The sequence below is a fragment of the Rhizobium sp. GR12 genome, assembly GCF_036596185.1.
Lineage (GTDB): Bacteria > Pseudomonadota > Alphaproteobacteria > Rhizobiales > Rhizobiaceae > Agrobacterium > Agrobacterium nepotum.
Genome location: NZ_JASXTH010000005.1, coordinates 141000 through 164350, shown reverse-complemented (window position 1 = coordinate 164350; position 23351 = coordinate 141000). Strand labels below are relative to the sequence as shown.

Genomic DNA, 23351 nt, shown 5'->3' with positions numbered 1-23351 from the left:
CTCCTCCAGTTGGTTCCCTTCACCAGCGGTTTCAAGGCCAGAAAAATAACCCTCGAGAAACCATGTGCCCCATCTTTCCATTCTAGCCGATTTGCGGAACAAAGCGTTTCAACACTCGTTCAAGTGGAAGTGAACCGGGTCCCTTCATGCCGATAAAATCCTCGCCCGTCATCGTCTGGTTCCGCAAGGATCTGCGCCTTTCGGACAATCTCGCGCTTCTTGCAGCGGTGGAGCACGGCGGTCCCGTCATCCCAGTCTATATCCGGGAAAAAGCCTCCGGCCCGTTGGGCGGCGCGCAGCAATGGTGGCTTCATCATTCGCTTACCTCGCTCATCACCGCGCTGGAAAAAACCGGCAGCCGTCTTGTGCTTGCAAGCGGCGACGCTGAAGAAACACTGCGGCATCTGATATCCGAAACCGGCGCGGATGCGGTGTTCTGGAACCGCCGCTACGAACCGGCCGGCATGGCGACGGATAAGGTGCTGAAGCAGAAGCTCCGAGACGACGGTCTGACGGTCCGCAGCTTTTCCGGACATTTACTGCACGAACCGTCCCGGATGCAGACAAAATCAGGTGGTCCCTACCGGGTCTACACGCCCTTCTGGCGGGCGCTGGAGGGCGGCGAGGAGCCGCATGCGCCGGCGGACGCGCCGAAGAGCCTGAAGGCGCCGCCGACATGGCCGAAATCGGAGAAACTCGACGATTGGAAGCTTCTGCCGGGCAAGCCGGACTGGGCCAGGGATTTCAGCGAGATATGGACGCCCGGCGAAACTAGCGCGCGGGGAAAACTCGACGATTTCATCGACGGCGCGTTGGGAGGGTACGAGGAAGGCCGTGATTTTCCGGCAAAGGACGCCACCTCGCTTCTCGCTCCGCATCTGGCTCTCGGCGAAATATCGCCCGCCGCCGTCTGGCACGCGACGAAGGGCCTGTCCCGCCATATCGCTTCCAACGACATCAGCCGTTTCCGCAAGGAACTCGTCTGGCGGGAATTCTGCTACCATCTGCTGTTTCATTTTCCCGAACTGGACGAGAAGAACTGGAACGACAGTTTCGACGCCTTCGGCTGGCGGGACGACGAGAAATCCTTTGACGCCTGGACGCGTGGCAGGACGGGTTATCCGATCGTGGATGCCGGTATGCGGCAATTGTGGAAACACGGCATCATGCATAACCGGGTGCGGATGATTGTTGCTTCCTTTCTCATCAAGCATCTGCTGATCGACTGGCGCAAGGGCGAGAGATGGTTCCGCGATACGCTTGTCGATGCCGATCCGGCTTCCAACGCCGCCAACTGGCAATGGGTGGCGGGTTCTGGCGCGGATGCCTCGCCGTTTTTCCGCATTTTCAACCCCATCCTTCAGGGCGAGAAATTCGATGCCGATGGCGACTATGTGCGCCGCTTCGTGCCGGAGCTTGAAAAGCTCGACCGCAAATTCATCCACAAGCCGTTCGAGGCGCCGGAGGAAGTGCTGAGAAAGGCGGGCATCGAGCTTGGAGAAACCTATCCCCGGCCGATCGTCGACCATGCCAAAGCACGGGAAAGAGCGCTTGCCGCCTATGCCGCAGTGAAGAACCACACATAAAATTGGGTATCGGCAAAATTTTGCGTGGCGAAGCCGAAGCCGGGAAGATAATTTCTTGCCTTGAGGCGGTTGTAACGGGACATAACGGCACCTAATTTCCGCTCAGACAAGAAGGCTCAATCATGACCATTCATCCCTCTGCGCTCAGTGCTATCGGCAACACGCCGCTCATCCGTCTGAAAGCTGCCTCTGAAGCGACGGGGTGTGAAATCCTCGGCAAGGCGGAGTTCCTCAATCCCGGCCAGTCGGTGAAGGATCGCGCGGCGCTCTATATCATCCGTGACGCCGAACGGCGCGGACAGTTGCGGCCGGGCGGCACCATCGTGGAAGGTACGGCGGGCAATACCGGCATCGGCCTGTCGCTGGTCGCCAATGCGCTCGGCTACAAGACGGTCATCGTCATTCCCGAGACGCAGAGCCAGGAAAAGAAGGATGCGCTGAAACTTCTCGGTGCGAAGCTGGTCGAGGTCCCGGCAGCGCCCTATTCCAATCCGAACAACTACGTCAAGGTCTCTGGCCGACTGGCGAAACAGCTTGCCGCGACCGACGAAAACGGCGCGATCTGGGCCAACCAGTTCGACAATATCGCCAACCGTCAGGCCCATATCGAAACGACCGCACCCGAAATCTGGGATCAGACGGACGGCAGGGTTGACGGTTTCATATGCTCTGTCGGCTCCGGCGGAACACTGGCGGGCGTGGCCGACGGCCTGCGCGACTTCAATCCTGATATCAAGATCGGTCTCGCCGACCCTGATGGGGCCGCCCTTTATGAGTTTTACAAGAACGGCGTCCTGAAATCCGAAGGCTCCTCCATTACCGAAGGCATCGGCCAGGGGCGCATCACCGCCAATCTGGAAGGCTTCGCGCCGGATTTCTCCTATCGCATTTCGGATGCAGAAGCCCTGCCGGTCCTGTTCGATCTGGTCACCAAAGAGGGACTTTGCCTCGGCGGCTCCTCCGGCATCAACATCGCCGGCGCAATCCGCCTTGCCCGCGAGCTTGGTCCGGGGCATACCATCGTGACGATACTGTGCGACTACGGCAATCGTTATCAGTCGAAGCTGTTCAATCCGGATTTCCTGCGCTCCAAGGGGCTTCCGGTTCCACAATGGCTGGCGACGAAGAGCGAGATTGCGGTTCCGTACGAAACCGTTTGAGGACATGCCGAAATGCCTGTGAATGCCCTGTTCCGTGACGATTTTTATCTTTCCACCGCAGAAGCGATCGTCACGGCGGTGCATGAGGATGGTGGCATAGAACTCGACCAGACCTGCTTTTACGCCACATCCGGCGGCCAGCCGGGCGATAGTGGTTTTCTCGAGCGGGCCGATGGTTCGCGCATCGAACTCGGTGTCACCAGACATGGTGCGGACAAAAGCGTGATCATTCATGTGCCGCTCGAGGGCCAGCCTTCCCCCGAGGTCGGCGAGAAGCTGACCCTGCATGTGGACTGGCCGCGCCGCTACAAGCTGATGCGCATGCACACCGCCTGCCATTTGTTGTCCGTCGTTTGCCAGTGGCCGATCACGGGTGCTGCCGTCGGCGAGGACGAATCGCGCGTCGATTTCGACATGTCGGAAACCATCGACAAGGACGTCGTGACGGCGAAGCTGATGGAACTGGTGAAAGCCAACCATCCCGTCTTCCTGCAATGGATCACCGACGAGGAGCTTGCAGCCAATCCAGGCATCGTCAAATCCAAGAATGTGCGCCCGCCAATGGGCCTTGGCCGGGTCAGCCTCGTCTGCATCGGCGAAAATTCCAGCATCGACAGCCAGCCATGCGGCGGCACCCATGTTTCCGAAACGCAGGAAGTGGGCGATATTCACATTGCCAAGATAGAAAAGAAGGGCAAGGAGAACAGGCGGTTCCGCATTCGTTTCGGCGCGCCTGAAGCTGCTGCCTGAAATCAGGAGAGACATCGTGAGCACGGATAAGAGCCGTTTCGTCGTTTCGGCGGACTGGGTAGAAGCACAGCTCGGCACTGCCGGGTTTCGTCTCGTTGATGCCTCGTGGTATCTGCCGGCGCATAAGCGCAACGGCGCGGAAGAATTTGCGACCGGTCATCTGCCGGGCGCCGTGTTCTTCGATCAGGACAAGATCGCCGATCATACCACCGGATTGCCGCATTCCCTGCCCTCCCCGGAATTCTTTGCGGAACAGGCCGGCGAGCTTGGCCTCAGCGAGACTGACACGATCGTGGTCTATGACGGCCCCGGTTTCTTTTCCGCACCGCGCGTGTGGTGGATGCTTCGGGTGATGGGCGTGCGCAAGGCCTATGTTCTGGATGGCGGTCTCGACGGCTGGAAGCGCGAAGGCAGGCCGCTCGAAACCGGCACGCCGGAAATCGAGCCTGCGACCTTCACACCGGATTTCAACGAAAAGCGCGTGACCTCGCTTTCGACCATGCGCGGCATCGTTGACAGCGCTGAAAGGCAGATCGCCGACGCCCGCGGCGCAGGGCGTTTCACTGGCGACGAGGCCGAGCCGCGCGCCGGCATGCGGTCGGGCCATATGCCCGGCGCGCGCAGCCTGCCCGCCACCGCCTTTTCCGAGAACGGTCATTTCAAGGACCTCACCGCCATCCGCAAGATGGTGACTGACGCCGGCATCGATCTTGGCAAACCCGTCGTCACCAGCTGTGGCTCGGGCGTCACCGCCGCCGTCATCACGCTCGCACTGGAATCTCTCGGCCATCAGGACAATTCGCTCTATGACGGCTCCTGGTCGGAATGGGGCGGGCTGGAAGATACGCCTGTCGTCACCGGCCCCGCCGAGCCGGTTCCCGTGGTATCGCATGGGCCTTTGAAAGCGCATGTCACGCAGCTGGAAATGACGACGCCGCCGAAAGTCAGCCTGCCGATCCCCGTCAACATCCAGACGGCGCTGATGCGGGTGACCGATATTCCCCTGCACTTCTATCGCTACATGTACTGGCGGGTTGGAAAACGCTGGCACTGGCAAAAACGTATGCGCATGAGTGACGCGGAGCTGTCCGCTGTCCTCAAGGATCCGAAGAACAGCGTCACGGTGCTTTACATGAACGGTGCGCCGGCCGGTTTTTTCGAGCTGAACAAGGCGAGCGACGAGGTAACCGAGCTTTCCTATTTCGGGCTTCTCGAAGAGGCGATCGGTGCCGGCGTCGGCAAGTGGTTCCTGTTGCAGGCGCTCTACGCCGCCTGGCAGGACAATCCCAAACGCGTGACGGTGACCACCAACACGCTCGACCATCCGCGCGCGCTGCAACTCTATCAGATGATGGGCTTTTCGCCGGTTGGCACCTATGAGGCCTGGGTGGAGCCGCTATCCGACACTGAGCTTCTTGAGATCTCGCTGCGCAACTGAGTTCTATCGGTCGGGTGCCGCGTGTGCCGTTCCCGATCGGCTCACTCCCTTCATTCCTGTGCTTGTCACACGAATGAAGGTGGAGGAGGCGTCACCACGAGAAATAGCTGTGCGGTTAGTGAGCATGCCAAAAACGGCGCAGCATTCAACCCTTGTCGATGATCAGGTGTGTGGCGCCCTCGCCCGCTACCGTTCCAGTGCAACGGTAGCCCAGGGCAGGCAAATCCAGCCCCTCGAGGAGATTTTCTCCCCTTCCGAGAAATACCGGCGCAAGCGCCAGATGCAACTCGTCGATCATGCCTGCGGCCATATATTGCCGGATGGTGGAAACACCGCCGCCGATCCGGACATCCTTGCCATTTGCCGCCGTCAGCGCCATGTCGAGGGCGGCCTCGATGCCGGTGGTGACGAAATGGAAGACCGTGCCGCCCTTCATGGTAAAGGAGGGGCGTTCGTGATGCGTCAGCACGAAAACCGGGACGTGATAGGGTGGTTCTTCGCCCCACCAGCCCTTCCAGTTTTCATCCGGCCAGTCGCCGCGGATAGGCCCGAACATGTTGCGGCCCAGAATCCACGCACCGATATTCTCGAAGCTTTTTTCGGAAAAATGCTCGTCCGTGCCGGTCGAGCCGCCCTCCTTGCCGAACATGCGGTGGAAGGTGCGGGTCTTGAACACCCATTGATGCAGCGTTTCGCCGTTCACGCCCAGCGGGTTCTGAAGAGACTGATCCGGTCCGGCGCCATATCCGTCAATCGAAATGGCGAAATTGCGAACGACAACCTTCGGCATGGCAATATCCTCCCATTCTCACGAGGACAGGCTGCCATGCATCCGGCAACCGGCCTCAGATTTCTCTTTCCAGATTGACGGCCGTCGGAATTTGTCCGCCGGCAGCGCCCTTGTCTTCCGTGACATTGTTCAGAAGATGATCGGCAATCAACTCAGCCTGGAATTTACCCAGCTCGTAGCAATAGGTGATCTCGCGCTTTTCGGCCGACCAGTAGACATCGGGACGCCCGCAGGATCTGGCCGTCAATTTGACGTCACCCTTCAGACCATAAGCGCCGAAACTGCGGCTGATAAGATCGAGAACCTTCGATTCCTTGACCATGATGGCGTAAGGCTCAAGCTCCGGGTCGCGCGGCGGCATGTAACTCACGGTAAATCGGGACGGCGTCTGCGTGCGGTGAGGCACCAGAAAATTCTCCCATGCGGCGGCGATATGCGGATAGGCGGCACCGCATTTGGCGAATTCGCCATTGGCCAGCCCCATCATGGCGGCAAGATCGCCGTAACCGTCCTTGTCGCGACCGACCATCAGGCAGGCCATATTGCGGTCGCGGTTCCTGTCGGGAATGAGTGCCGAAAAGACCGGCGCTTCGTGCTGGGGCAAGGCCTCCGCCTCGCGCGCCAGGTACCAGCTGTCGGTGGCGTTGACGAGCGCGGTGTCGAGCCATTCCTCGTTGGCCTGAAGGATAAGCGTGCCCGCCAGCTGGTCCGCCGGGGCCTGTGCACTGCCGGTCTCCGGCGTTCCGTAATCCGAGATCAGCATGCGCGCACCCTCGTGATAAAGCGAGAAGATCGCATTGCCGATAACGAAATTGACCGCCTGCTGGAGCTGATCGTCGGACAGGCCGTCGAGACCGGAGGCGACCTGCGCCTGCGTGTCAATCGGAACCGTCAACGAAACGAAAGCCAGCGGGACGGCGGCCAGAAAACGACGGAACATAAATTGAGACCTTCCGGGATCGAGGAGCGCCACTGATTCCCGAAGCTAACGAGTCATGCAATGGGCTGGTTGCGTCGCCCGTCAAGAATCGGGTGGATAGAGGCTTGTTTCGGGATCATAGCTGCAAAGAAGCAACGCCGATCCGAACCAGAGGGGACCGCAATGACCGATCTCGTTTTCACCGCAATGCCGGAAGGGCAAGCCGCAGCCTTCCGGGCGGGAGCTGCCGACGCCTATGGCAACCCGCCGGAAAAAGCCGTTTCTCCCGGCGGCATGCCCTGCCGCCATTGCCTTTCCCAGATCGGCGAAGGCGAAGGGATGCTGATCCTCGCCTACCGGCCCTTCCCCTCGCTCCAGCCCTATGCCGAAACCGGCCCGGTCTTTCTTCATGCGGAGGCCTGTAAGCGCTATCCGCACACGGACGCCATTCCGCCGATGCTGGACAGCCCGGACTATATCGTTCGCGGATATGGCGCTGACGACCGCATCGTCTACGGCACCGGCGCGGTTACGGCGACGGGCGAGATCGTTTCACGCGCGGAGCATCTCTTGCAACGCGCAGACGTCGCTTACGTGCATGTGCGCTCCGCCCGCAACAATTGCTATCAGTGTCGTATAGACACAGCATAATCGCGCGATTACTTGCAATTTTAAGGAAACAGCTAAACGGCTCTCAAACTTTCTGCGCCATGATACTGGCATCGGAAACAATTGATTTGAGTAGCAAAATGACAAACAACCTTAACATTGCGACCCGCACTGCAACCCGCAGCAAAACCAGGATCTTTGCGACCGTGCACTATTTCAGCCAGTCGACCAGAGGCCGCGTGCTGGACCTGTCCGCCACCGGAATGGCGCTGGAACTGGATGGACCTTTCGCAGCCGCCAAGGGAAGCCGGGTCAAGGTGCAGAGCGAGGATCTGGGCTTCATCGAGGGCGTCGTGCAATGGCAGCACCAGAACCGCCTCGGACTGCAGCTCAAACTCTCGACCAATACGCTGGCGCAGCTTTCCTCCTATTTCCGCTTCTTCCACGAAGACGTGAAGCCGACGCTCGCCCGCTGACCTATTCGGTCCGGAAGCAAGGATGCGCAGACCGGACATGACGCATTCGCGGTGTGCGCCATGTGCCCTTGCGATAAAAAATTTATCAAACGGTTGAAAACTGGCCGGGGTGTCACTGGCTTGTCATTTTGTTGATGGACTCCTCGTCGATTGCTTCTACCTTGTCGTTTTTCATGACAGAGCAAGCTTCATACGAAGGAGTCCCCATGTCGTCGCTTCTCGCTCTCCACCCCATCACCCGCCGTTCGCTTCTCGGCGGCATTGCGGCCTCCTCGGCGCTGGTGCTGCTGCATCCATTCGCCGCGCGCGCCGCAGCCAATCAAGCGCATCTGCGCATCATGGAAACGACTGATATCCACGTTCACGTCTTTCCCTATGATTATTACGCCGACAAACCGAACGATACGATGGGTCTGGCGCGCACCGCCTCGATCATCGGCACCATCCGCGCTGAAGCCGGAAACTCGATGCTGGTGGACAATGGCGACTTCCTGCAGGGCAACCCGCTTGGCGACTACATCGCCTATGAGCGCGGCATGAAGGCGGGCGACAAGCACCCAGTCATCAATGCCATGAATGTTCTGGGCTATGATTGCGGCACGCTTGGCAACCACGAGTTCAATTACGGCCTCGACTATATGTCAAACACGCTGGCGGGCGCCGGTTTCCCTTACGTCTGCGCCAACCTCACGAAAGGTGAGCTGGCTTCCGATCCCAAGAAAGACGATCTGTTCTTCAAACCCTATGTCATCCTCGAAAAGCAGATCCGTGATGGCGCAGGCGTGACAAGCCCGGTCAAGGTGGGCGTCATCGGCTTCGTGCCGCCGCAGATCATGATGTGGGATTCCAAGAACCTGGAAGGCAAGGCCCAGACGCGCGATATCGTCGAGGCGGCCAAAGCCTGGGTTCCTGTCATGAAGGAAGAAGGTGCCGATATCATCATCGCGCTCTCCCATTCCGGCATCGACGGCAAGGGTCAGAGCGAACGCATGGAAAACGCCTCGCTTTATCTGGCGGGTGTCGAAGGCATCGACGCGATCTTCACCGGCCACCAGCATCTGGTGTTCCCCGGTCCGAAGACATGGGACGGCATCGAGGGTGTGGATGCGGTCAAGGGCACGCTGCTGGGCAAGCCGGCCGTGATGGCCGGTTTCTGGGGCTCGCATATGGGCCTGATCGATTTGCTGCTCGAAAAGGACGGCAAGAGCTGGAAGATCGTCGACTTCACTTCCGAAGCCCGGCCGATCTACCACCGCGACGACAATCGCAAGATCGTCGCCGACTTTACGGACAAGCCGGAGGTCATCGCCGCCGCCAAGGCCGATCACGAAGCGGCGCTCGCCTATGTGCGCCGCCCGGTCGGCAAGACGTCGGCCCCGCTCTATTCCTATTTCGCGCTGGTGGCCGACGATCCTTCCGTGCAGATCGTCTCCAACGCCCAGACCTGGTACATCAAGGACATGCTGAAGGAAGGGCAATACAAGGATCTGCCCGTGCTTTCGGCAGCGGCGCCCTTCAAGTCGGGCGGTCGCGGCGGTGCGGATTATTATACCGATGTCCCCACCGGTGACATCGCCATCAAGAACGTCGCCGACCTTTACCTCTACCCCAACACGGTGCAGGCGGTGCTGATAAACGGCGCGCAGGTCAAGAACTGGCTGGAAATGTCGGCCGGCATGTTCAACACGGTCGAGGCCGGTGCAAAGGACGCACCGCTCTTGAACGCGGATTTCCCGTCCTATAATTTCGACGTCATCGACGGTGTCACCTACCAGATCGATGTCTCCAAACCGGCGAAATTCGACAAGGACGGCAAGGCGGTAAACCCCGACAGCAACCGCATCGTCGACCTGCAATTCAATGGCAAGCCGATCGATCCCGAGCAGAAATTCGTGGTGGCGACCAACAATTACCGGGCAAGCGGCGGCGGCAAATTCCCGGATATCGCCGCCGACAAGGTGATCTTCGTGGCGCCGGATACCAACCGCGACGTGATCGTGCGCTATATCATCGATCAGGGCACCATCAATCCGTCAGCGGATGCCAACTGGTCCTTCGCTCCGGTTGCCAATACGTCCGCGATCTTCGAGACCGGCCCGAAGGGTCGCCATTATGCGGCGGATATCAAGGGCGCGAAAATCGAGGATGCCGGTGACGGCGCGGAAGGTTTCGCGAAGTTCCGCCTAGTGCTCTAAGGATTAAAGCCCTCCCGGCGTTTCATTGGCCGGGAGGCATTTATTCAATTACGACTGCTTACGATGCGCAGCAGCAGCGGCAATTCCGCCGGTGGCTTTTGCGCGATGCGCTGCCGCGACCTTCTCCCCGGCGGGAAGAAGAAACAAGCGGCAATCTTCCGACCCATATAAAATTGTCACGCTGGCAGCCAATGTCACTCCGCGGCGACAGCAATGTTCCGTTGCTTGTTCGCGGTCAGCATTTCGCCGAAATCCTTGTGCTTCGGGCACGTCGACAGGCGCTGCTGAAATGCCTCGGCGAGCCACTGACCGGCAGGACCGGCGGGTGTATCGACCCGGCGGAGCGCAAAGAGCGGGTATTCGCCCTGCTCATAGGCCTCGAGATCGAGCGCTTTCAGGCTGCCATTGGCAAGATCGTTGCGGACGATCGATGCGGGCAGGCCGCCCCAGCCCAGACCACCCTTGATAAGCTGGTACTTCGTGGCGATGTCGCTGATCCGCCATGTCTTGTAGGAAAGCACGTTGAAATCTCGTCCCTTGGTCAGTCCCGACGCATCGGTAACGACAAGCTGAACCTCTTCGCGCACATCGGCCAGACCCAGCGGCCGTTCGATCTGCGCCAGAGGGTGATCCGCAGCGACGACCGGCAGCATGAAGGAATGGCCAATCTTTTCAACGACAAGCTCATCGTCCTGACGCAACAGCGCCCCGCCGACACCAATGCCCGCCTTGCGGGAGAGCACCATGTCCATAACCATGCCCAACTCGCCGACATTGAGGCTGAGGGTGACGGTGGGGAATTCCTTACGGAAATCCCGCAGCACCGCAACAACGGCTTCCGCCGGGACCATGGTGCTGATGGCGACGGAAAGTTCCGCCTCAAGCCCCTGTTTCAGCCCCTTGGCGCGCGCACGCATCTCCTGCAAACCGGCAACGATGCGCCTTGCATCCTCCAGCATGGCACGACCCTCGTCCGTCAGCCGGGGCTGGCGTACGCCATTGCGCTCGAACAGGCTGACCTCAAGCTGCGTCTCGAGATTGGCGATGGTGTAGCTGACCACCGACTGGGCGCGATTGAGCGCCCGCGACGCAGCGGAGAAACTGCCGGTCTCGGCCACCATCAAAAATACCTGCAATTGGTCGAGTGTCGGGTTCGCGTCCATGTTCCATCCACTTTATCGATAGGTTACTTCCATATTATCACAGTTTTCTTGATGGCTGCAATTTTTCATATAGGGGCAAAGGCGGTGCATCATGCACCTCTGCCCTCCCAAGCGCCCGTCAATCCATCGCTTATGCAAGGAAAAGACCATGTCCAATATTCTGCTCATCACCTCCAGCCCGCGTGGCGACGAATCGGTTTCCAACAAGTTTTCCGGTGAACTCGCAAGCAAGCTGAAGGCCAAGTCGGCTGCCAACACCCTTGTTCACCGCGATCTCGCCGCTGACCCGATCCCGCATCTCGACACCGTCAAGACCGCCGCGATCCGCAAGCCGGCCGACCAGCGTACGGCTGAAGAAGCAATTGCCGCCGCATATTCCGACAAGCTGGTTGCCGAGCTTCTGGCCGCCGACACTGTCGTCATCGGCACCGGCCTCATCAACTTCAACATCTATTCCGGCCTGAAATCGTGGATCGACAACGTCGCCCGCGCCGGCCAGACCTTCACCTACACCGAAACCGGCCCGATCGGCCTTGCCACGGGTAAGAAGGTCTACATCGTGCTGGCCGCCGCCGGCGTCTATTCGGAAGGTCCGGCCGCTCCGCTGAACCACGCAGTACCCTATCTGAAGACCGTGCTCGGCTTCATGGGCATGACGGATGTGGAAGTGATTTACGTCGAAGGTCTGGCTTTCGGTCCGGAAGCCGTAGAGAAGGCCGTTGCCGCCGCCGGCGCCAAGGTCGCCGAACTGGCGCAGGCTGCCTGAGGCATATTTTGATGCGAGGCGATGCCGGCAGGATTGCCGGTATCGGCCAAGCTATATTCCGTAACGGCCGTGCCATGTCACGGCCGTTATTTTTTGCCGAACAAAGCCGCATATAGGCGGCAACGGCGCTTCGCCTTAAGAAGGTGAGCCGGCGGAGGAAAACATCATTATTTTCCCGGAAAAAGCGATGCGCCGTTCTGGTCGATGATCAGCTTTGCCTTGCGGATCGTGAATTCCACCGCGTCGTCCATGCTGGTGAAGACATCGGCGCGCACGAACTCGTGCACCAGCGTTTCCGCGCCATCCTTTTTCTCGATACGGCCCGCCAGGCGGAATTGGCCGCCTTCTTTCAGCGGCGTCGCATAGATCAGATACTCTCCATGCGCGTGCGGTTCCGACTGCGCTGCCTTCTGCGGCGCGTCTGCAGACTGGCCGGATCCGAAGGCCGAAAGGATTTTGGAAAAAAACGATGCCATGGTTTTCACTCCCTCAAATCTATGTCGTCTTTCGAAGGGCGGATATGTTCCGCCCTTCCCCGTCGCTCTAACCCTAATCAGATGATCAGGTTCGACAGGATGTCGTTTTCGGTAATATCTTCATAACCGAGACCTGCAGCCTCGAAGCGCTCCAGAAGCCCTGCGAAGTTTTCCGTAGCGCTCGTTTCGATGCCGATCAGGATCGAGCCGAAATTGCGGGCCGATTTCTTCAGGTACTCGAAGCGGGCGATATCGTCGTCCGGGCCGAGCAGATTGAGGAAATCGCGCAGCGCGCCGGGGCGCTGCGGCAGGCGCAAAATGAAGTATTTCTTCACGCCGGTGTGCCGCATGGCGCGTTCCTTTACGTCCGGCAGACGCTCGAAATCGAAATTACCACCGGAAACAACGACGATGACCGTCTTGCCTTCCAGCTTCTCGCGGCCAAGCGTCTCCAGCGCGGCGATCGACAGCGCACCCGCCGGTTCCAGCACCACGCCTTCGAGGTTCAGCATCTCGATGATCGTGACGCAGATGGCGTTTTCGGGAATAAGCAAAACCTGCTCAGCCGGAAAATCCTTCAACGCCTTGAAATTCAGGTCGCCGATGCGGGCGACGGCGGCGCCATCGACGAAATTGTCGATCTTGGTGAGCGTTACCGGCTCGCCGCGTTCGAGGCTTCTTTTCAGGCTCGGCGCACCTTCCGGTTCGCAGAATACGAAATTTTCCTTCTGGACCGTACCGGCCAGAAAACCCGTCAGGCCAGCCGACAGCCCGCCACCGCCAACCGGCATGATGACGATCTCCGGCTTGGTGCCTTCCGGAAGCTGGTCCATGATTTCAGCGGCGACCGTTGCCTGACCTTCGACGATATCCTCATGGTCGAAAGGCGGCACCATATAGCCGTCATTGTCTTCCACATATTTGCGCGCGGCGGCGTAACACTGGTCGAATATATCGCCCACCAGACGGATGCTGATGAATTCGCCGCCGAAGATGCGGGTCTTGTCGATCTTCTGCTGCGGTGTCGTCACCGGCATGAAAACGACGCCGTGAACGCCGAAATGGCGGCAGGCGAAAGCAAAACCCTGCGCATGGTTGCCGGCCGAAGCACAGACGAAAATCTTGCCCTTGCCGGCCTTGGCCACCGCCTTGCGGAGAAAATTGAATGCGCCTCTAATCTTGTAGGAACGAACCGGGGACAGATCCTCACGCTTCAGCCAAATCGACGCGCCATACCGACGGCTGAGATGTTCATTCAACTGCAACGGCGTTTCCGGGAATATCTCCCGCACTTCCCGCCGCGCTGCTTCCACAAGCTGCTTGTCCACGATTGTCAATCCATTGAAATTCATAATGGCACCCGCTATGCCATAGGAAGTCGTCGGAGACAAAGACTCATTTCAGCGCAGCCACGAACCCTGGGTTTCATTTCTTGAACAGCAACCTTATGCGCTCGGTCATATATGTGGCGTCCATCTTCGGGCTGTACATGGCGACGGCCATGTTCCTGCCGGCGCTAACGGACCTTTATTACGGCAATGACGACTGGATGGTGTTTGCGCTGTCGGGCTTCATGTGCGGCGGCTTCGCGCTTGCCTGCGCGCTCGCCACACGCGCACCGATCGCGTCCTTCAACAAACGTTTCGGTTTCCTGCTCGTCAACGTGCTTTGGCTGGTATTTTCGATTGTCGGCGCAGTGCCGCTTTATCTGTCCGAACTTGATCTGACGCTCGGCCAGGCCATATTCGAATCCGTGTCCGCCATCACGACAACGGGTTCGACCGTGATTTCCGGTCTCGACAACGCGCCGCAGGGCATACTTCTGTGGCGCTCGCTGCTTTGCTGGCTCGGCGGCATCGGTATCGTCGCGCTCGGCCTGTTCATTCTTCCGCTGTTGCGGGTAGGCGGCATGACCTTTTTTCGAATGGAATCATCCGACACGGGCAACGATCGGCCCTTCGCCCGGCTTGCCAGCTTCACCCGCGCTTTCGTGGCGATCTATATTATCATGACCATGGCCTGCACGGTGGCTTTCGATTTTGCCGGAATGTCGCATTTCGATGCCTTGAACCACGCCATGTCGACGATCGCGACCGGGGGGTTTTCCACCCATGACGCATCCTTCGCCTATTTCAACAACACGGCGCTGCTATGGATCGCCACCATTTTCCTGATCTTCGGAAGCCTGCCCTTCTCGGTCATGATTCTACTTGCGGTGCGCCGCAGGTTGGAGACGCTGCGCGATCCGCAGATTGCCGTCTTCCTCGGTTATCTCTGCGCGATTTCCATCGCGGTCGGCGTTTATCACCACCTTAGAAACGGTGTGCCGCTGGACGACGCGCTCAGCCATTCCTTCTTCAACATGACTTCCATCCTCTCGACGGGCGGCTTTGCCAGCGACGACTATACGCTCTGGGGGCCATTCGTCATCATCGTTGCCTTTTTCGCGACTTTCATGGGTGGCTGCTCCGGCTCGACCGCGGGCGGTATCAAGGCCTATCGTTTCCTGATCATGTTCAATGTCGTTCGGGCCGGGCTGAAAAAGCTGATCTATCCGAACGCGGTTTATTCGGTCCGTTATGGCCAACAGGTGGTCGATCCCGATACGATCAGGACCGTTTTCCTGTTCGTCAGCTGTTTCATCGCGCTCTGGATCGCCGGCAGCCTCACCATGAGCCTGATGGGATATGATTTCCTGACTGCCACATCGGGTGTCGCGACGGCACTCGCCAATGTCGGCCCGGGCATCGGCCCGATCATCGGACCTGTCGGCAATTTTTCCACGATCAGCGACCCGGCGCTCTATCTCCTGTCGGTGATGATGCTGCTCGGACGTCTCGAAATCCTGACGGTTCTCGTGCTGCTGATGCCGATTTTCTGGCGCAGCTAAAAAGCCGGCGTGCTCTTTCAGCCTGCCTGAATAAAGCGCTTGACCTTCCCACGTTGGAATAGTCCAGGCTCCTCCTGTTACGAATTCCAAACCAAGGAGAACCGCCTATGTGCACCGCCCACCAGCATCACCCCGAAACCGCTGCCGCACCTGTTGATGCCGACCTTTCCTTCCACGTTGAAGACATGACCTGCGGTCATTGCGCCGGTGTGATCAAGGGCGCGATCGAAAAGACCGTTCCCGGTGCCGCCGTGCATGCCGATCCGGCAAGCCGCACGGTTGTGGTTGGCGGCGTCTCCGATGCTGCACGTATTGCTGAGATCATCACCGCCGCTGGCTACACGCCGGAAGCACGCGCCTGATCCGAAGAGATACCGGCGGCGCGCTCATTCCTGCCGCCGCCGGGTCGCCTTGCCTGCCCCGCCTCACGCCGAATGCGCGTGATGGCTCTTGGACGACACGGAGTTTCGTCCCTTTTCCCTCCCCACACGGCGGATGCCCTCCTCCTTTTGATAAAGGATGACGGTGGAGGTTTTCCCGGTTTTTGGAACTCGTATTTCTCAGCGGCGGACAAGGTCCAAAACCTATCCTTCGTCATGCTCGGGCCTGTCCCGGGCATCTGCTACCTATTGATTTTACGATATGTGGATAGATCCTCGGGACGGGCCCGAGGATGAGGCTGAGTGTGGGGGATGGTTTACCCACAGTCGAAACCCGGCTCTTTCGAGCCGGGCCATACCTCGTCAGCAATGCCCTGCTGGCTTACTTCACCGCAAGATCCTTGGTCATGATGAAGTAGTTGATCGGATGCGGCTTGAAGTTCACGACCTTGTCCGAATAGGCATCGAAAGCGGTCTCGTGGATGAGGTAGACGGTGATGGCTTCATCGAAAATCCTCTTCGCCGCCTCGGCATAGATGGCGTAACGCTTGGCCGGCTCAGCCACCGAATAGGCCGATTTGATCAGCTTGTCGGTCTCCGCACTGCAATAATGGGAGATGTTGTAGCCGCCTCCACAGGTATAGTCAGCATTGAGGAAGCCGATCGGTTCGGCAACATCGGTGGCGTAACCGCGTGACAGAAGAGCCATGTCGAAATTGCCGGACAGGAGATCGGACTCGATCGCAGTGTAATCGGCAACACGGACATCGACCTTTATGCCGATTTCCTGTAATTGAGCCTGGATAACGGCGGCAACATCCTTGAGTTCGGTTCTTTCGGTGTAGGCCAGAAGCGACAGCTTCAGACTGCCGGGAGCAATTCCCGCCTCTTTCAACAGAGCTTTTGCCTGCTCTACGTCGTAAGCGGGTTTGACGTCTTGCGGCGCCCACGGTTCTCCCGGCGCGAACGGCATCGTTGCGGGCTTTACCGCGCCTTCGTAGATGCTGTCGGCAATACCGGCGGTGTCGATTGCGGCCCGGATCGCCTGCCGAACCTTGATATCCTTGAGTGACGGCTTCGAATTATTGAGCAGCATCTCCGTAATTCGGGGCACTGTAATCGGCGCAACCTTGACGCCCTTCGTAGCCTCGACGGTTTTTATCGCCCAAGGCGGAATCACGCGCGAAATCTGTACCTCACCGCTTCTTATCTGTGTGGCGCGCGTATCGGCATCCGGGATAAAGTTCACGCGGCCACCCGCAAGCTTCGGCATACCATTCCAATAGTCATGGTTGGCGGTCAGTTCCATGTATTGGTTGACATCGACCTTGGTGATCTTGAATGGCCCGGTGCAGGTTCCGATCGGATCGACCTTGCCGTCCTTATAGGCGGATGGCGCGAGGATCGACGTCGCAGGGCTTGCCATTTGCGCCGGCAGCAGCACCGATGGCTCGATGGTCGTGATCTTCACGATATCGTCGCCACCAGCATCGACGGCAGCGATCAGCTTGGGCGAAAAGGCACGGGCCGGAACGGGTGCTTTCAGAAGATTGGTGAGTGCATTGACTGCGGCCGCAGCATTGAGCGGCTCGCCGTTCTGGAACTTCACGCCCTTGCGCAGCTTGAATTCCCAAACCTTGGGTTCGGTCTGCGTCCAGGATTCGGCGAGGCCCGGCTCCAGTTTCGTGTCATAACCGACGCGGACCAGGCTTTCGAAACACCCCGCGCGAGAACCGAGATAGGCATCGTCGGAAGCCATCTGCCAGCCGGTCTTGACGCCGGTATAATCGTCATAGGTAATCGTATCGGCCTTCGCTGCGGAAGCCCCAAAAGAGACCACAACGGCGCATGTCGCCAAGAGTGTGTGCTTTATCATTGATATATTCCCCTTTTATTTTTGATGAAAGCATTCAAAAGTCGGTCATTTCACGATATTTACTAAGTAACTCCAACAAATATCGAAAACAAAAGAATACCACCCGGATGTTTTGCAAACATCCGTTCGAATATCATTCATTTTACGCTTTTATACTCGGAATTTAATTCCGATATTTCTTCGCAAACGCACAATTCATCTGTTTTTATCGAACAGCAAAACTGTAACTGCGTTGTTTCTCAGCCCCAATCACGCCAGTGATGACACCGAGCGAAATGCTCTCCGGTAACGCCTTCAAGAGCCGGTTCCGTTTCACCGCATATCTGCGTCGCATGCTTGCACCGCGTGTGGAACTTGCAACCGCCGGGAGGATTGAGGGGGCTGGGCAGCTCGCCATCCAGAAGCATTTCCGGCGCATATAGTCCCGTTTCATCAAGCATGGACGAAGCAATGAGAGCCTTCGTGTAGGGATGCTTCGGCGCACGGAAAAGCTCCTCGCGGTCAGCGATTTCAACGATCCGCCCGAGATACATCACTGCGATGCGATCGCAGAGATAACGCACCACGCGCAGGTCATGGGAAATCATCAGGACCGTCAAACCGTGACGGCGCTTCATGTCCATCAGGAGGTTGAGGATCTGCGTGCGCATGGAGGCATCGAGCGCCGATGTCGGTTCATCGCAGACAAGAAAGCTTGGATTGAGCAGAAGCGCACGCCCTATGACCACGCGCTGCAATTGCCCGCCGGAACACTGGCTTGGATAACGATCGTAATAGGAGGCGTCGAGACCGACCTCCTCCAGCATCTTGAACACGCGTGCCATACGTTCCTCGCGCGTGCCGATGCCGTGCTGGGCAAGAGGTGCTTCCATGCTCTGCCCGATACGCATGCGCGGATCGAGCGCCGAATAGGGATCCTGAAACACCAGTTGCACGACCCGACGCATGCGCCTGAGCGTCTCGCCCTGCATGTGCAAGATATCGTGCTCCCCGATGCTGACCTCGCCTTTCGTCGCGTGGGTCAGCCGCGTTATCAGTCCGGCGACGGTGCTTTTGCCGCAACCGGATTCGCCGACGAGGCCCAGCACTTCCCCCTCGCCGATAGTCAGGGAAACATCGTCGACGGATTTCACCACCCGGTGACCAAGGCCCGATACCGGATAATATTTGCAAAGGTTCTTTGCGACCACATACGGAGGCTTGTTGCTGTCCGCCGATGGCGGGATCTGTGTTTTCGCTGTCGATAACATCGCCATCCTCCCTTAGCAGACCGCGTGACTGGTATGGCTACCGGCATGTTCGTCACCGACCGCCCAACACCGCGCCTTGCGCCCTTCGGGCAAGGCATTCAAATCCGGTTCCGTCGCCATGCAACGGCCACCCATGCCCGCCGAATTGGCAAGCGCGCAGCGCGGATGGAACCGGCAGCCACAGGACATGTCATGGGCCTGCGAGCTTGAGCCGGGGATTGTCAGCAACTGTCCCTCGCTGTCCGTGGTCAGAAGCGAGCAGCTGATCAGCGCCTTGGTGTAGGGATGTTGCGGTGACTTGAGGATCGCCTTCGTCGGCCCCTCCTCCACGATGCGACCGGCATACATGACGGCTATTCTATCAGCGAAAGCGGCGACGACCGAGAGATCGTGGGTGATGAGCAGCGTGGCGAGCCGCCGCTTCCGGCGTTCGTCGTCGAGCAGGCGCAATATCTGTGCCTGGACGGTGACATCGAGCGCCGTCGTCGGTTCATCGGCGATCAGCAGTTGCGGATTGCCGGAAAGTGCCGCCGCGATCATGACGCGTTGCGCCATGCCGCCGGAAAGCTCATGCGCGAAGCATTGCGCCCGTGCCGACGGGTCGGGAATTCCGACGTCGGACAACAGTCCGACCACCCGGCCGAGCGCGGCATGCCGGCTCATCTTGCGGTGGACCCACAGCGGCTCGGCAACTTGTGTCCTCACCCGGCTGGTTGGATCGAGCATGGCCTGCGGTTGCTGGAACAGCATTCCGATATCTGCCCCGCGCAGCGCATCAAGTTCGGAAGATGAAAGAGCGAGGATGTCACGCCCGGCAAAGGAAATGCGGCCGGAATTGATTTCCGCGCCCTGCGGCAGCAGCCGCATCAGCGACAGCGCCGTCATGCTCTTGCCGGACCCGGATTCGCCGACAAGTGCTACGACCTCCCCGGCATTGACGGAAAGCGTCAGGCCGGAGATGACAAACTTTCGGCCGTTTGGAGCCGGCACCGAAACGTGCAGGTCCTCGATTTCCAGAAGCGGTGTCCGCTCCGGGGATATGGCCGTATTGGCATGCGTGTATCCTTCGATATTCATAAGAGTTCCCCTTATTATTATTGCATCGGAGGCATTTGCGTATTTTCATGCGGCTTCAGACGATATTACTCTCCTTTGGGTTCAGTCGCCTCTTTTGGCGTCAATGACCGTTCGATTTCTTGGTATCCATGTTCAGTCCGTGGCCGATCCATGTCACGCTCAGGGCCGCCAGGAAGATCGCCAGCCCGGGCGCAATCACCAGAACCGGCATCCGCTCGGCATAGGCCTGCGCATCGGCCAGCATCAGCGCCCAGTCGGCGGCTGGCGGCTGCACGCCGAGACCGAGAAACGACAATCCGCCTACAGTGATCAGCTTGTGGCCGAAGCGCAGGAACGCGACGGCCGCGATGGGCCAGATCGTGTTGGGAATGACATGCCGGAAGATGATGAAGCGCCGCGTGCACCCCAGCACCTCGGCGGCGCGCATATATTCGCGGGAATTGATCGAAAGCGTCAGCCCGCGTGCCAGCCGCGCAAAAGGTGTCCAGCCGACAATCGTCAGCGACGCGATCAGCGTTCCGTATCCTGGGCCGAAGATCGCGACGAGGAAAATGGCGATGACCACATCGGGAATGGCAATCAGCAGGTCCACCACGCGCATCAGGAATTCGTCAAGCACGCCACGGCTGCGGCCGCTGATGATGCCGATGAAGGTTCCGATGCCGACCGACAGAATGACCGTGATGGCGGCAATGGTGACCGTAAAGCGTCCGCCGATAAGCAACCGGCTCAAGACATCACGTCCGAGATGGTCGGTCCCCAGCCAGTGGGCGGCGCTTGGCGGGTTCAACCGCAGGCGAAGGCTTTGCTGCGCCGGGTTGTAGGGCGAAATCCACGGCGCGATCACGAGCAGCAGAATGATGACGAGAAAAATCGCCGATCCCACGTAAAAGGTCCAATGCCGCCCGCGAATGAAGTCCGTGAACCGGTCGAGTGTCGAGGGGCGCTTGGGAGTGACAGCCATGGGCAAGGCGGCTACCGACGCGCTCGGGAAGAGGCTAGTGGTCATGTTGACCTCGCATTGCTGGATTGATCAGGACATAGAAGCCGTCGGCCAGGGTATTGATCAGGATGGACAAGGCCACGATGCAAATGAAACCGCCCTGCAGCATCGGGATATCCCGATTGACCACGGCGTCGTAGAGAAGCCGGCCCATGCCGGGGATGGCGAATATCACTTCCACGACAACCGATCCGCCAAGCAGGCCCGCGAGCCACAATGCGAAGAATGTGACGATCGGAAGCGAACCGTTGCGGACGCCGTGCCGCATGACCGTGCTGTGCATGCCGAGACCACGGCTGCGGGCCGCCGTGATGTAAGGCGCGCGCAGAACCTCGGCCATGGCAGCGCGGGTTACCTGCGTGAAATAGGCCAGCGGGCGCAGCGTCAATGTCAGGGCGGGAAGCACCAGGGAGCGCCAGCTATCCCATCCCGCAGACGGCAACCAGCCGAGATAGAGCGCAAAGACCAGCGCCGACATCGGCGCGAACCAGTATTCCGGCGTTGCAACGAAGGTCTGGATCATCAGCGTCGCGAAATTGTCGAGCCGACCGCCCGGACGCATCGCCGCCAATGTGCCGAGCGGCAGGGCGACGGCGACCGCGATTGCCAGCGCCGTCAGCGCCAATGTCACCGACACACCGAGCGAGCGCAAAAGCTCGCCGGCCACAGGCTGGCTGCTGCTGAAGGAAAATCCCAGATCGCCACGCAGAGCGCCCGACAACCACGCGAAATATTGCACGTAAAGCGGCCGGTCGAGCCCGAGGCTTAATCGCAGGGCCTCAACCGCATGCGGATCGAGCGCCGTATCGCGCATGCGCGAAAACAGAATGGTGCGGGCCGGATCGCCACCCGCCATATAGGGCAAAAGAAACGCGATGACGGAAACGATCGTCAACATCAGGCATAGAATAAGGAAGCGCTGTAATATCTGTATCCACATGGCCTGGTTTCCTTCACCGCAATCGGCGTTTCAACTGCAATCGACTATCGCTCCCTGGCGGGGAACGGCTGTTCATTTCATATGGCGCTGTAGCTCCATCACCGAACCAGACGTGCCCTTCAGCATGCCGGAACGCTTGGGCAGGATCGCCACCGGGGTAAAATCGGGATCTTCGGATTGGGCCAGATCCTGAATGATCGGACAATCCGGTTCGCCATTATCAGGGCAATAGGTTGCGAGATTTCGAAGCGTGTCGGCCATCTCCCGTAGCGTATGCATCTTCGCTTCGAGATCGACGACATGCTCCATGACGATGCGCTTGACATCGCAGGAGGCACCGCCCGGATCCCGCCACAGGGTCATGAGCTGCCTGATCTTTTCGATCGAAAAACCGAGATCGCGACCGCGCCGGATGAAACGCAGCGTTTCCAGATCGTTGGCGGTATAGACCCTGTAGCCGGACTCCGTGCGGCTTGCCGATTTGATCAGGCCGATCATTTCGTAATGCCTGATCATCTTTGCGGAAACACCGGATGCGGTGGCGGCTGTACCAATATTCATCGATCCTGCTCCTATCTTTCCGGGGTGAAAAACACGTCTGCATGAATGTCGGCAGGGCGGATGCCCCTTGCCACGAGTTGCGGCACCGTCGCCTCGATCATCGCCGGCGGACCAGCGAGATAGGCCTTCCAGCCATCGAGATCGTCGAAATCGTCCGCCACCGCTGAGCCGACATAACCGCACCGCATCTGCGCATGTTCTTCATTCGAGAGAACCGGAACGAAGCTCAGATTGCCGTGCCGTGCGGCAAGTTCTTCGAAACGGTCGACCATATAGAGGTCACGCTGCGCACGCGCGCCGAAATAGACGTGGACCGGGCGTTCGCGGCCCGTGGCCAGTCCCGAGGCAAGCGCTGCCTCGACAACCGCCTTGACCGGCGCCAGCCCCGAACCGCCGGCTATGCCGAGGATCGGTCCGCAATGTTTTTCCCGCAGGTATGAAGACCCGAAGGGACCAACAAGCGTAACAGGGTCGCCCGCCCTGGCAAGTGTGAAGATGCGGCCGCTGGTGAGGCCGCCGGGGACATGCCGGATATGAAACTCGATCAGGTCCTCATCGATGCCGCTGGCAATGGAATAGTCACGCGGCGAACAGTCCGGATAAAGCAGGCGCACATATTGCCCCGCCTTGAAGGTGAATTGCTCGCGGTCGTTGAGCCGGATGCGGATGAGCTTGATGTCATGCGTCGCATCCACCGCCTCCACGACCACACCGTCGAAACGGCCGGTCGGAATATCGGCGATCTCATCGTCGCCGTCGAGCCAGCCGATCGTCACATCGCTCATCGGCACCGCGCGGCAGGCAAGCGTCAGGCCCTCCGCCTTTTCCTCTTCGGTCAAAGAAAAGGGCGTGTGCTTGAGAAGGTCGATCTCGCCGGAGACGAGGTGCGATTTGCAGGCTCCGCACCGGCCCATGCGACAGCCGTGAGGATAGGAAATCCCGGCGGCAAGGGCTGCTTGCAGGACGGTCTCGCCCTGCGCCGCCACAATGCTGCGTCCGATCCATGGTAGATAGATGGTGTTTTGAGACGTCATCAAACCCGTCTC

At 59.2% G+C, this 23351-nt stretch carries 22 protein-coding genes; 10 read left to right on the top strand and 12 right to left on the bottom strand.

Annotated features, from left to right (window positions below):
- The first annotated feature begins 146 nt into the window (after positions 1–146).
- From QSK43_RS10525 to sseA, 4 genes are all read left to right on the top strand, one after another.
- On the top strand, positions 147–1586 hold the full coding sequence (locus QSK43_RS10525; RefSeq protein WP_332303431.1) for a cryptochrome/photolyase family protein: 1440 nt from the start codon (positions 147–149) through the stop codon (positions 1584–1586).
- A 122-nt stretch (positions 1587–1708) separates the two neighbouring features.
- Positions 1709–2746 carry a cysteine synthase A gene (locus tag QSK43_RS10520; protein WP_332303430.1) on the top strand — a complete coding sequence of 346 codons (1038 nt, stop codon included), beginning with the start codon at positions 1709–1711 and terminating at the stop codon, positions 2744–2746.
- Between the two features lie 12 nt (positions 2747–2758).
- The gene (locus tag QSK43_RS10515) at positions 2759–3496 is read left to right on the top strand and encodes an alanyl-tRNA editing protein (RefSeq protein WP_332303429.1); all 738 of its coding nucleotides are present in this window, start codon (positions 2759–2761) and stop codon (positions 3494–3496) included.
- A gap of 16 nt (positions 3497–3512) precedes the next feature.
- On the top strand, positions 3513–4934 hold the full coding sequence (sseA, locus tag QSK43_RS10510; RefSeq protein WP_332303428.1) for a 3-mercaptopyruvate sulfurtransferase: 1422 nt from the start codon (positions 3513–3515) through the stop codon (positions 4932–4934).
- A gap of 145 nt (positions 4935–5079) precedes the next feature.
- Here sseA and QSK43_RS10505 read toward each other — a convergent pair whose 3' ends face one another.
- Positions 5080–5724, bottom strand: a complete 645-nt coding sequence (locus QSK43_RS10505; protein ID WP_332303427.1) for a dihydrofolate reductase family protein — start codon at positions 5722–5724, stop codon at positions 5080–5082.
- Positions 5725–5779: 55 nt separating this feature from the next.
- On the bottom strand, positions 5780–6664 hold the full coding sequence (locus QSK43_RS10500) for a DUF4344 domain-containing metallopeptidase (RefSeq protein WP_332303426.1): 885 nt from the start codon (positions 6662–6664) through the stop codon (positions 5780–5782).
- A 162-nt stretch (positions 6665–6826) separates the two neighbouring features.
- Here QSK43_RS10500 and QSK43_RS10495 point away from each other — a divergent pair, with 162 nt between their 5' ends.
- The 3 genes from QSK43_RS10495 to QSK43_RS10485 all read left to right on the top strand — a co-directional run bounded on the left by QSK43_RS10495 (position 6827) and on the right by QSK43_RS10485 (position 9923).
- On the top strand, positions 6827–7294 hold the full coding sequence (locus QSK43_RS10495) for a DUF1203 domain-containing protein (protein WP_332303425.1): 468 nt from the start codon (positions 6827–6829) through the stop codon (positions 7292–7294).
- Between the two features lie 98 nt (positions 7295–7392).
- Complete coding sequence (locus QSK43_RS10490; protein ID WP_045016733.1) at positions 7393–7728, top strand: PilZ domain-containing protein; 336 nt, start codon at positions 7393–7395, stop codon at positions 7726–7728.
- A 206-nt stretch (positions 7729–7934) separates the two neighbouring features.
- Positions 7935–9923 (top strand): bifunctional 2',3'-cyclic-nucleotide 2'-phosphodiesterase/3'-nucleotidase, encoded by a 1989-nt coding sequence (locus QSK43_RS10485; protein WP_332303424.1) that lies wholly within the window; start codon positions 7935–7937, stop codon positions 9921–9923.
- A gap of 194 nt (positions 9924–10117) precedes the next feature.
- Here QSK43_RS10485 and QSK43_RS10480 read toward each other — a convergent pair whose 3' ends face one another.
- Positions 10118–11086, bottom strand: a complete 969-nt coding sequence (locus QSK43_RS10480) for a LysR family transcriptional regulator (RefSeq protein WP_332303423.1) — start codon at positions 11084–11086, stop codon at positions 10118–10120.
- A 148-nt stretch (positions 11087–11234) separates the two neighbouring features.
- On the opposite strand from QSK43_RS10480, the gene QSK43_RS10475 reads away from it, so the two are divergent.
- On the top strand, positions 11235–11852 hold the full coding sequence (locus tag QSK43_RS10475) for an FMN-dependent NADH-azoreductase (RefSeq protein ID WP_332303422.1): 618 nt from the start codon (positions 11235–11237) through the stop codon (positions 11850–11852).
- A 167-nt stretch (positions 11853–12019) separates the two neighbouring features.
- Here QSK43_RS10475 and QSK43_RS10470 read toward each other — a convergent pair whose 3' ends face one another.
- Together QSK43_RS10470 and ilvA are read right to left on the bottom strand one after the other, a co-directional pair.
- Positions 12020–12328, bottom strand: a complete 309-nt coding sequence (locus QSK43_RS10470; RefSeq protein WP_332303421.1) for an HlyU family transcriptional regulator — start codon at positions 12326–12328, stop codon at positions 12020–12022.
- 77 nt (positions 12329–12405) lie between these two features.
- On the bottom strand, positions 12406–13680 hold the full coding sequence (gene ilvA / locus QSK43_RS10465; RefSeq protein ID WP_332303420.1) for a threonine ammonia-lyase: 1275 nt from the start codon (positions 13678–13680) through the stop codon (positions 12406–12408).
- Between the two features lie 80 nt (positions 13681–13760).
- On the opposite strand from ilvA, the gene QSK43_RS10460 reads away from it, so the two are divergent.
- Positions 13761–15218 (top strand): TrkH family potassium uptake protein, encoded by a 1458-nt coding sequence (locus QSK43_RS10460; RefSeq protein ID WP_332303419.1) that lies wholly within the window; start codon positions 13761–13763, stop codon positions 15216–15218.
- Between the two features lie 107 nt (positions 15219–15325).
- Positions 15326–15580 carry a heavy-metal-associated domain-containing protein gene (locus QSK43_RS10455; protein ID WP_003496638.1) on the top strand — a complete coding sequence of 85 codons (255 nt, stop codon included), beginning with the start codon at positions 15326–15328 and terminating at the stop codon, positions 15578–15580.
- Between the two features lie 400 nt (positions 15581–15980).
- On the opposite strand, the gene QSK43_RS10450 is transcribed toward QSK43_RS10455, so the two are convergent.
- From QSK43_RS10450 to QSK43_RS10420, 7 genes are all read right to left on the bottom strand, one after another.
- Entirely contained in the window at positions 15981–17474 is a 1494-nt protein-coding gene (locus QSK43_RS10450; RefSeq protein ID WP_332303418.1) for an ABC transporter substrate-binding protein, read from the bottom strand.
- A 239-nt stretch (positions 17475–17713) separates the two neighbouring features.
- Positions 17714–18724 (bottom strand): ABC transporter ATP-binding protein, encoded by a 1011-nt coding sequence (locus QSK43_RS10445; protein ID WP_332303417.1) that lies wholly within the window; start codon positions 18722–18724, stop codon positions 17714–17716.
- A 12-nt stretch (positions 18725–18736) separates the two neighbouring features.
- Positions 18737–19801, bottom strand: a complete 1065-nt coding sequence (locus QSK43_RS10440) for an ABC transporter ATP-binding protein (RefSeq protein ID WP_332303416.1) — start codon at positions 19799–19801, stop codon at positions 18737–18739.
- Between the two features lie 100 nt (positions 19802–19901).
- Positions 19902–20810 carry an ABC transporter permease gene (locus QSK43_RS10435; RefSeq protein WP_045016751.1) on the bottom strand — a complete coding sequence of 303 codons (909 nt, stop codon included), beginning with the start codon at positions 20808–20810 and terminating at the stop codon, positions 19902–19904.
- Entirely contained in the window at positions 20800–21744 is a 945-nt protein-coding gene (locus QSK43_RS10430; protein ID WP_045016752.1) for an ABC transporter permease, read from the bottom strand. The genes QSK43_RS10435 and QSK43_RS10430 overlap by 11 nt, the downstream gene beginning before the upstream one ends.
- Before the next feature lie 72 nt (positions 21745–21816).
- The gene (cueR, locus tag QSK43_RS10425; protein WP_045016754.1) at positions 21817–22305 is read right to left on the bottom strand and encodes a Cu(I)-responsive transcriptional regulator; all 489 of its coding nucleotides are present in this window, start codon (positions 22303–22305) and stop codon (positions 21817–21819) included.
- 11 nt (positions 22306–22316) lie between these two features.
- On the bottom strand, positions 22317–23339 hold the full coding sequence (locus tag QSK43_RS10420) for a 2Fe-2S iron-sulfur cluster-binding protein (protein ID WP_332303415.1): 1023 nt from the start codon (positions 23337–23339) through the stop codon (positions 22317–22319).
- Between the last annotated feature and the right edge of the window lie 12 nt (positions 23340–23351).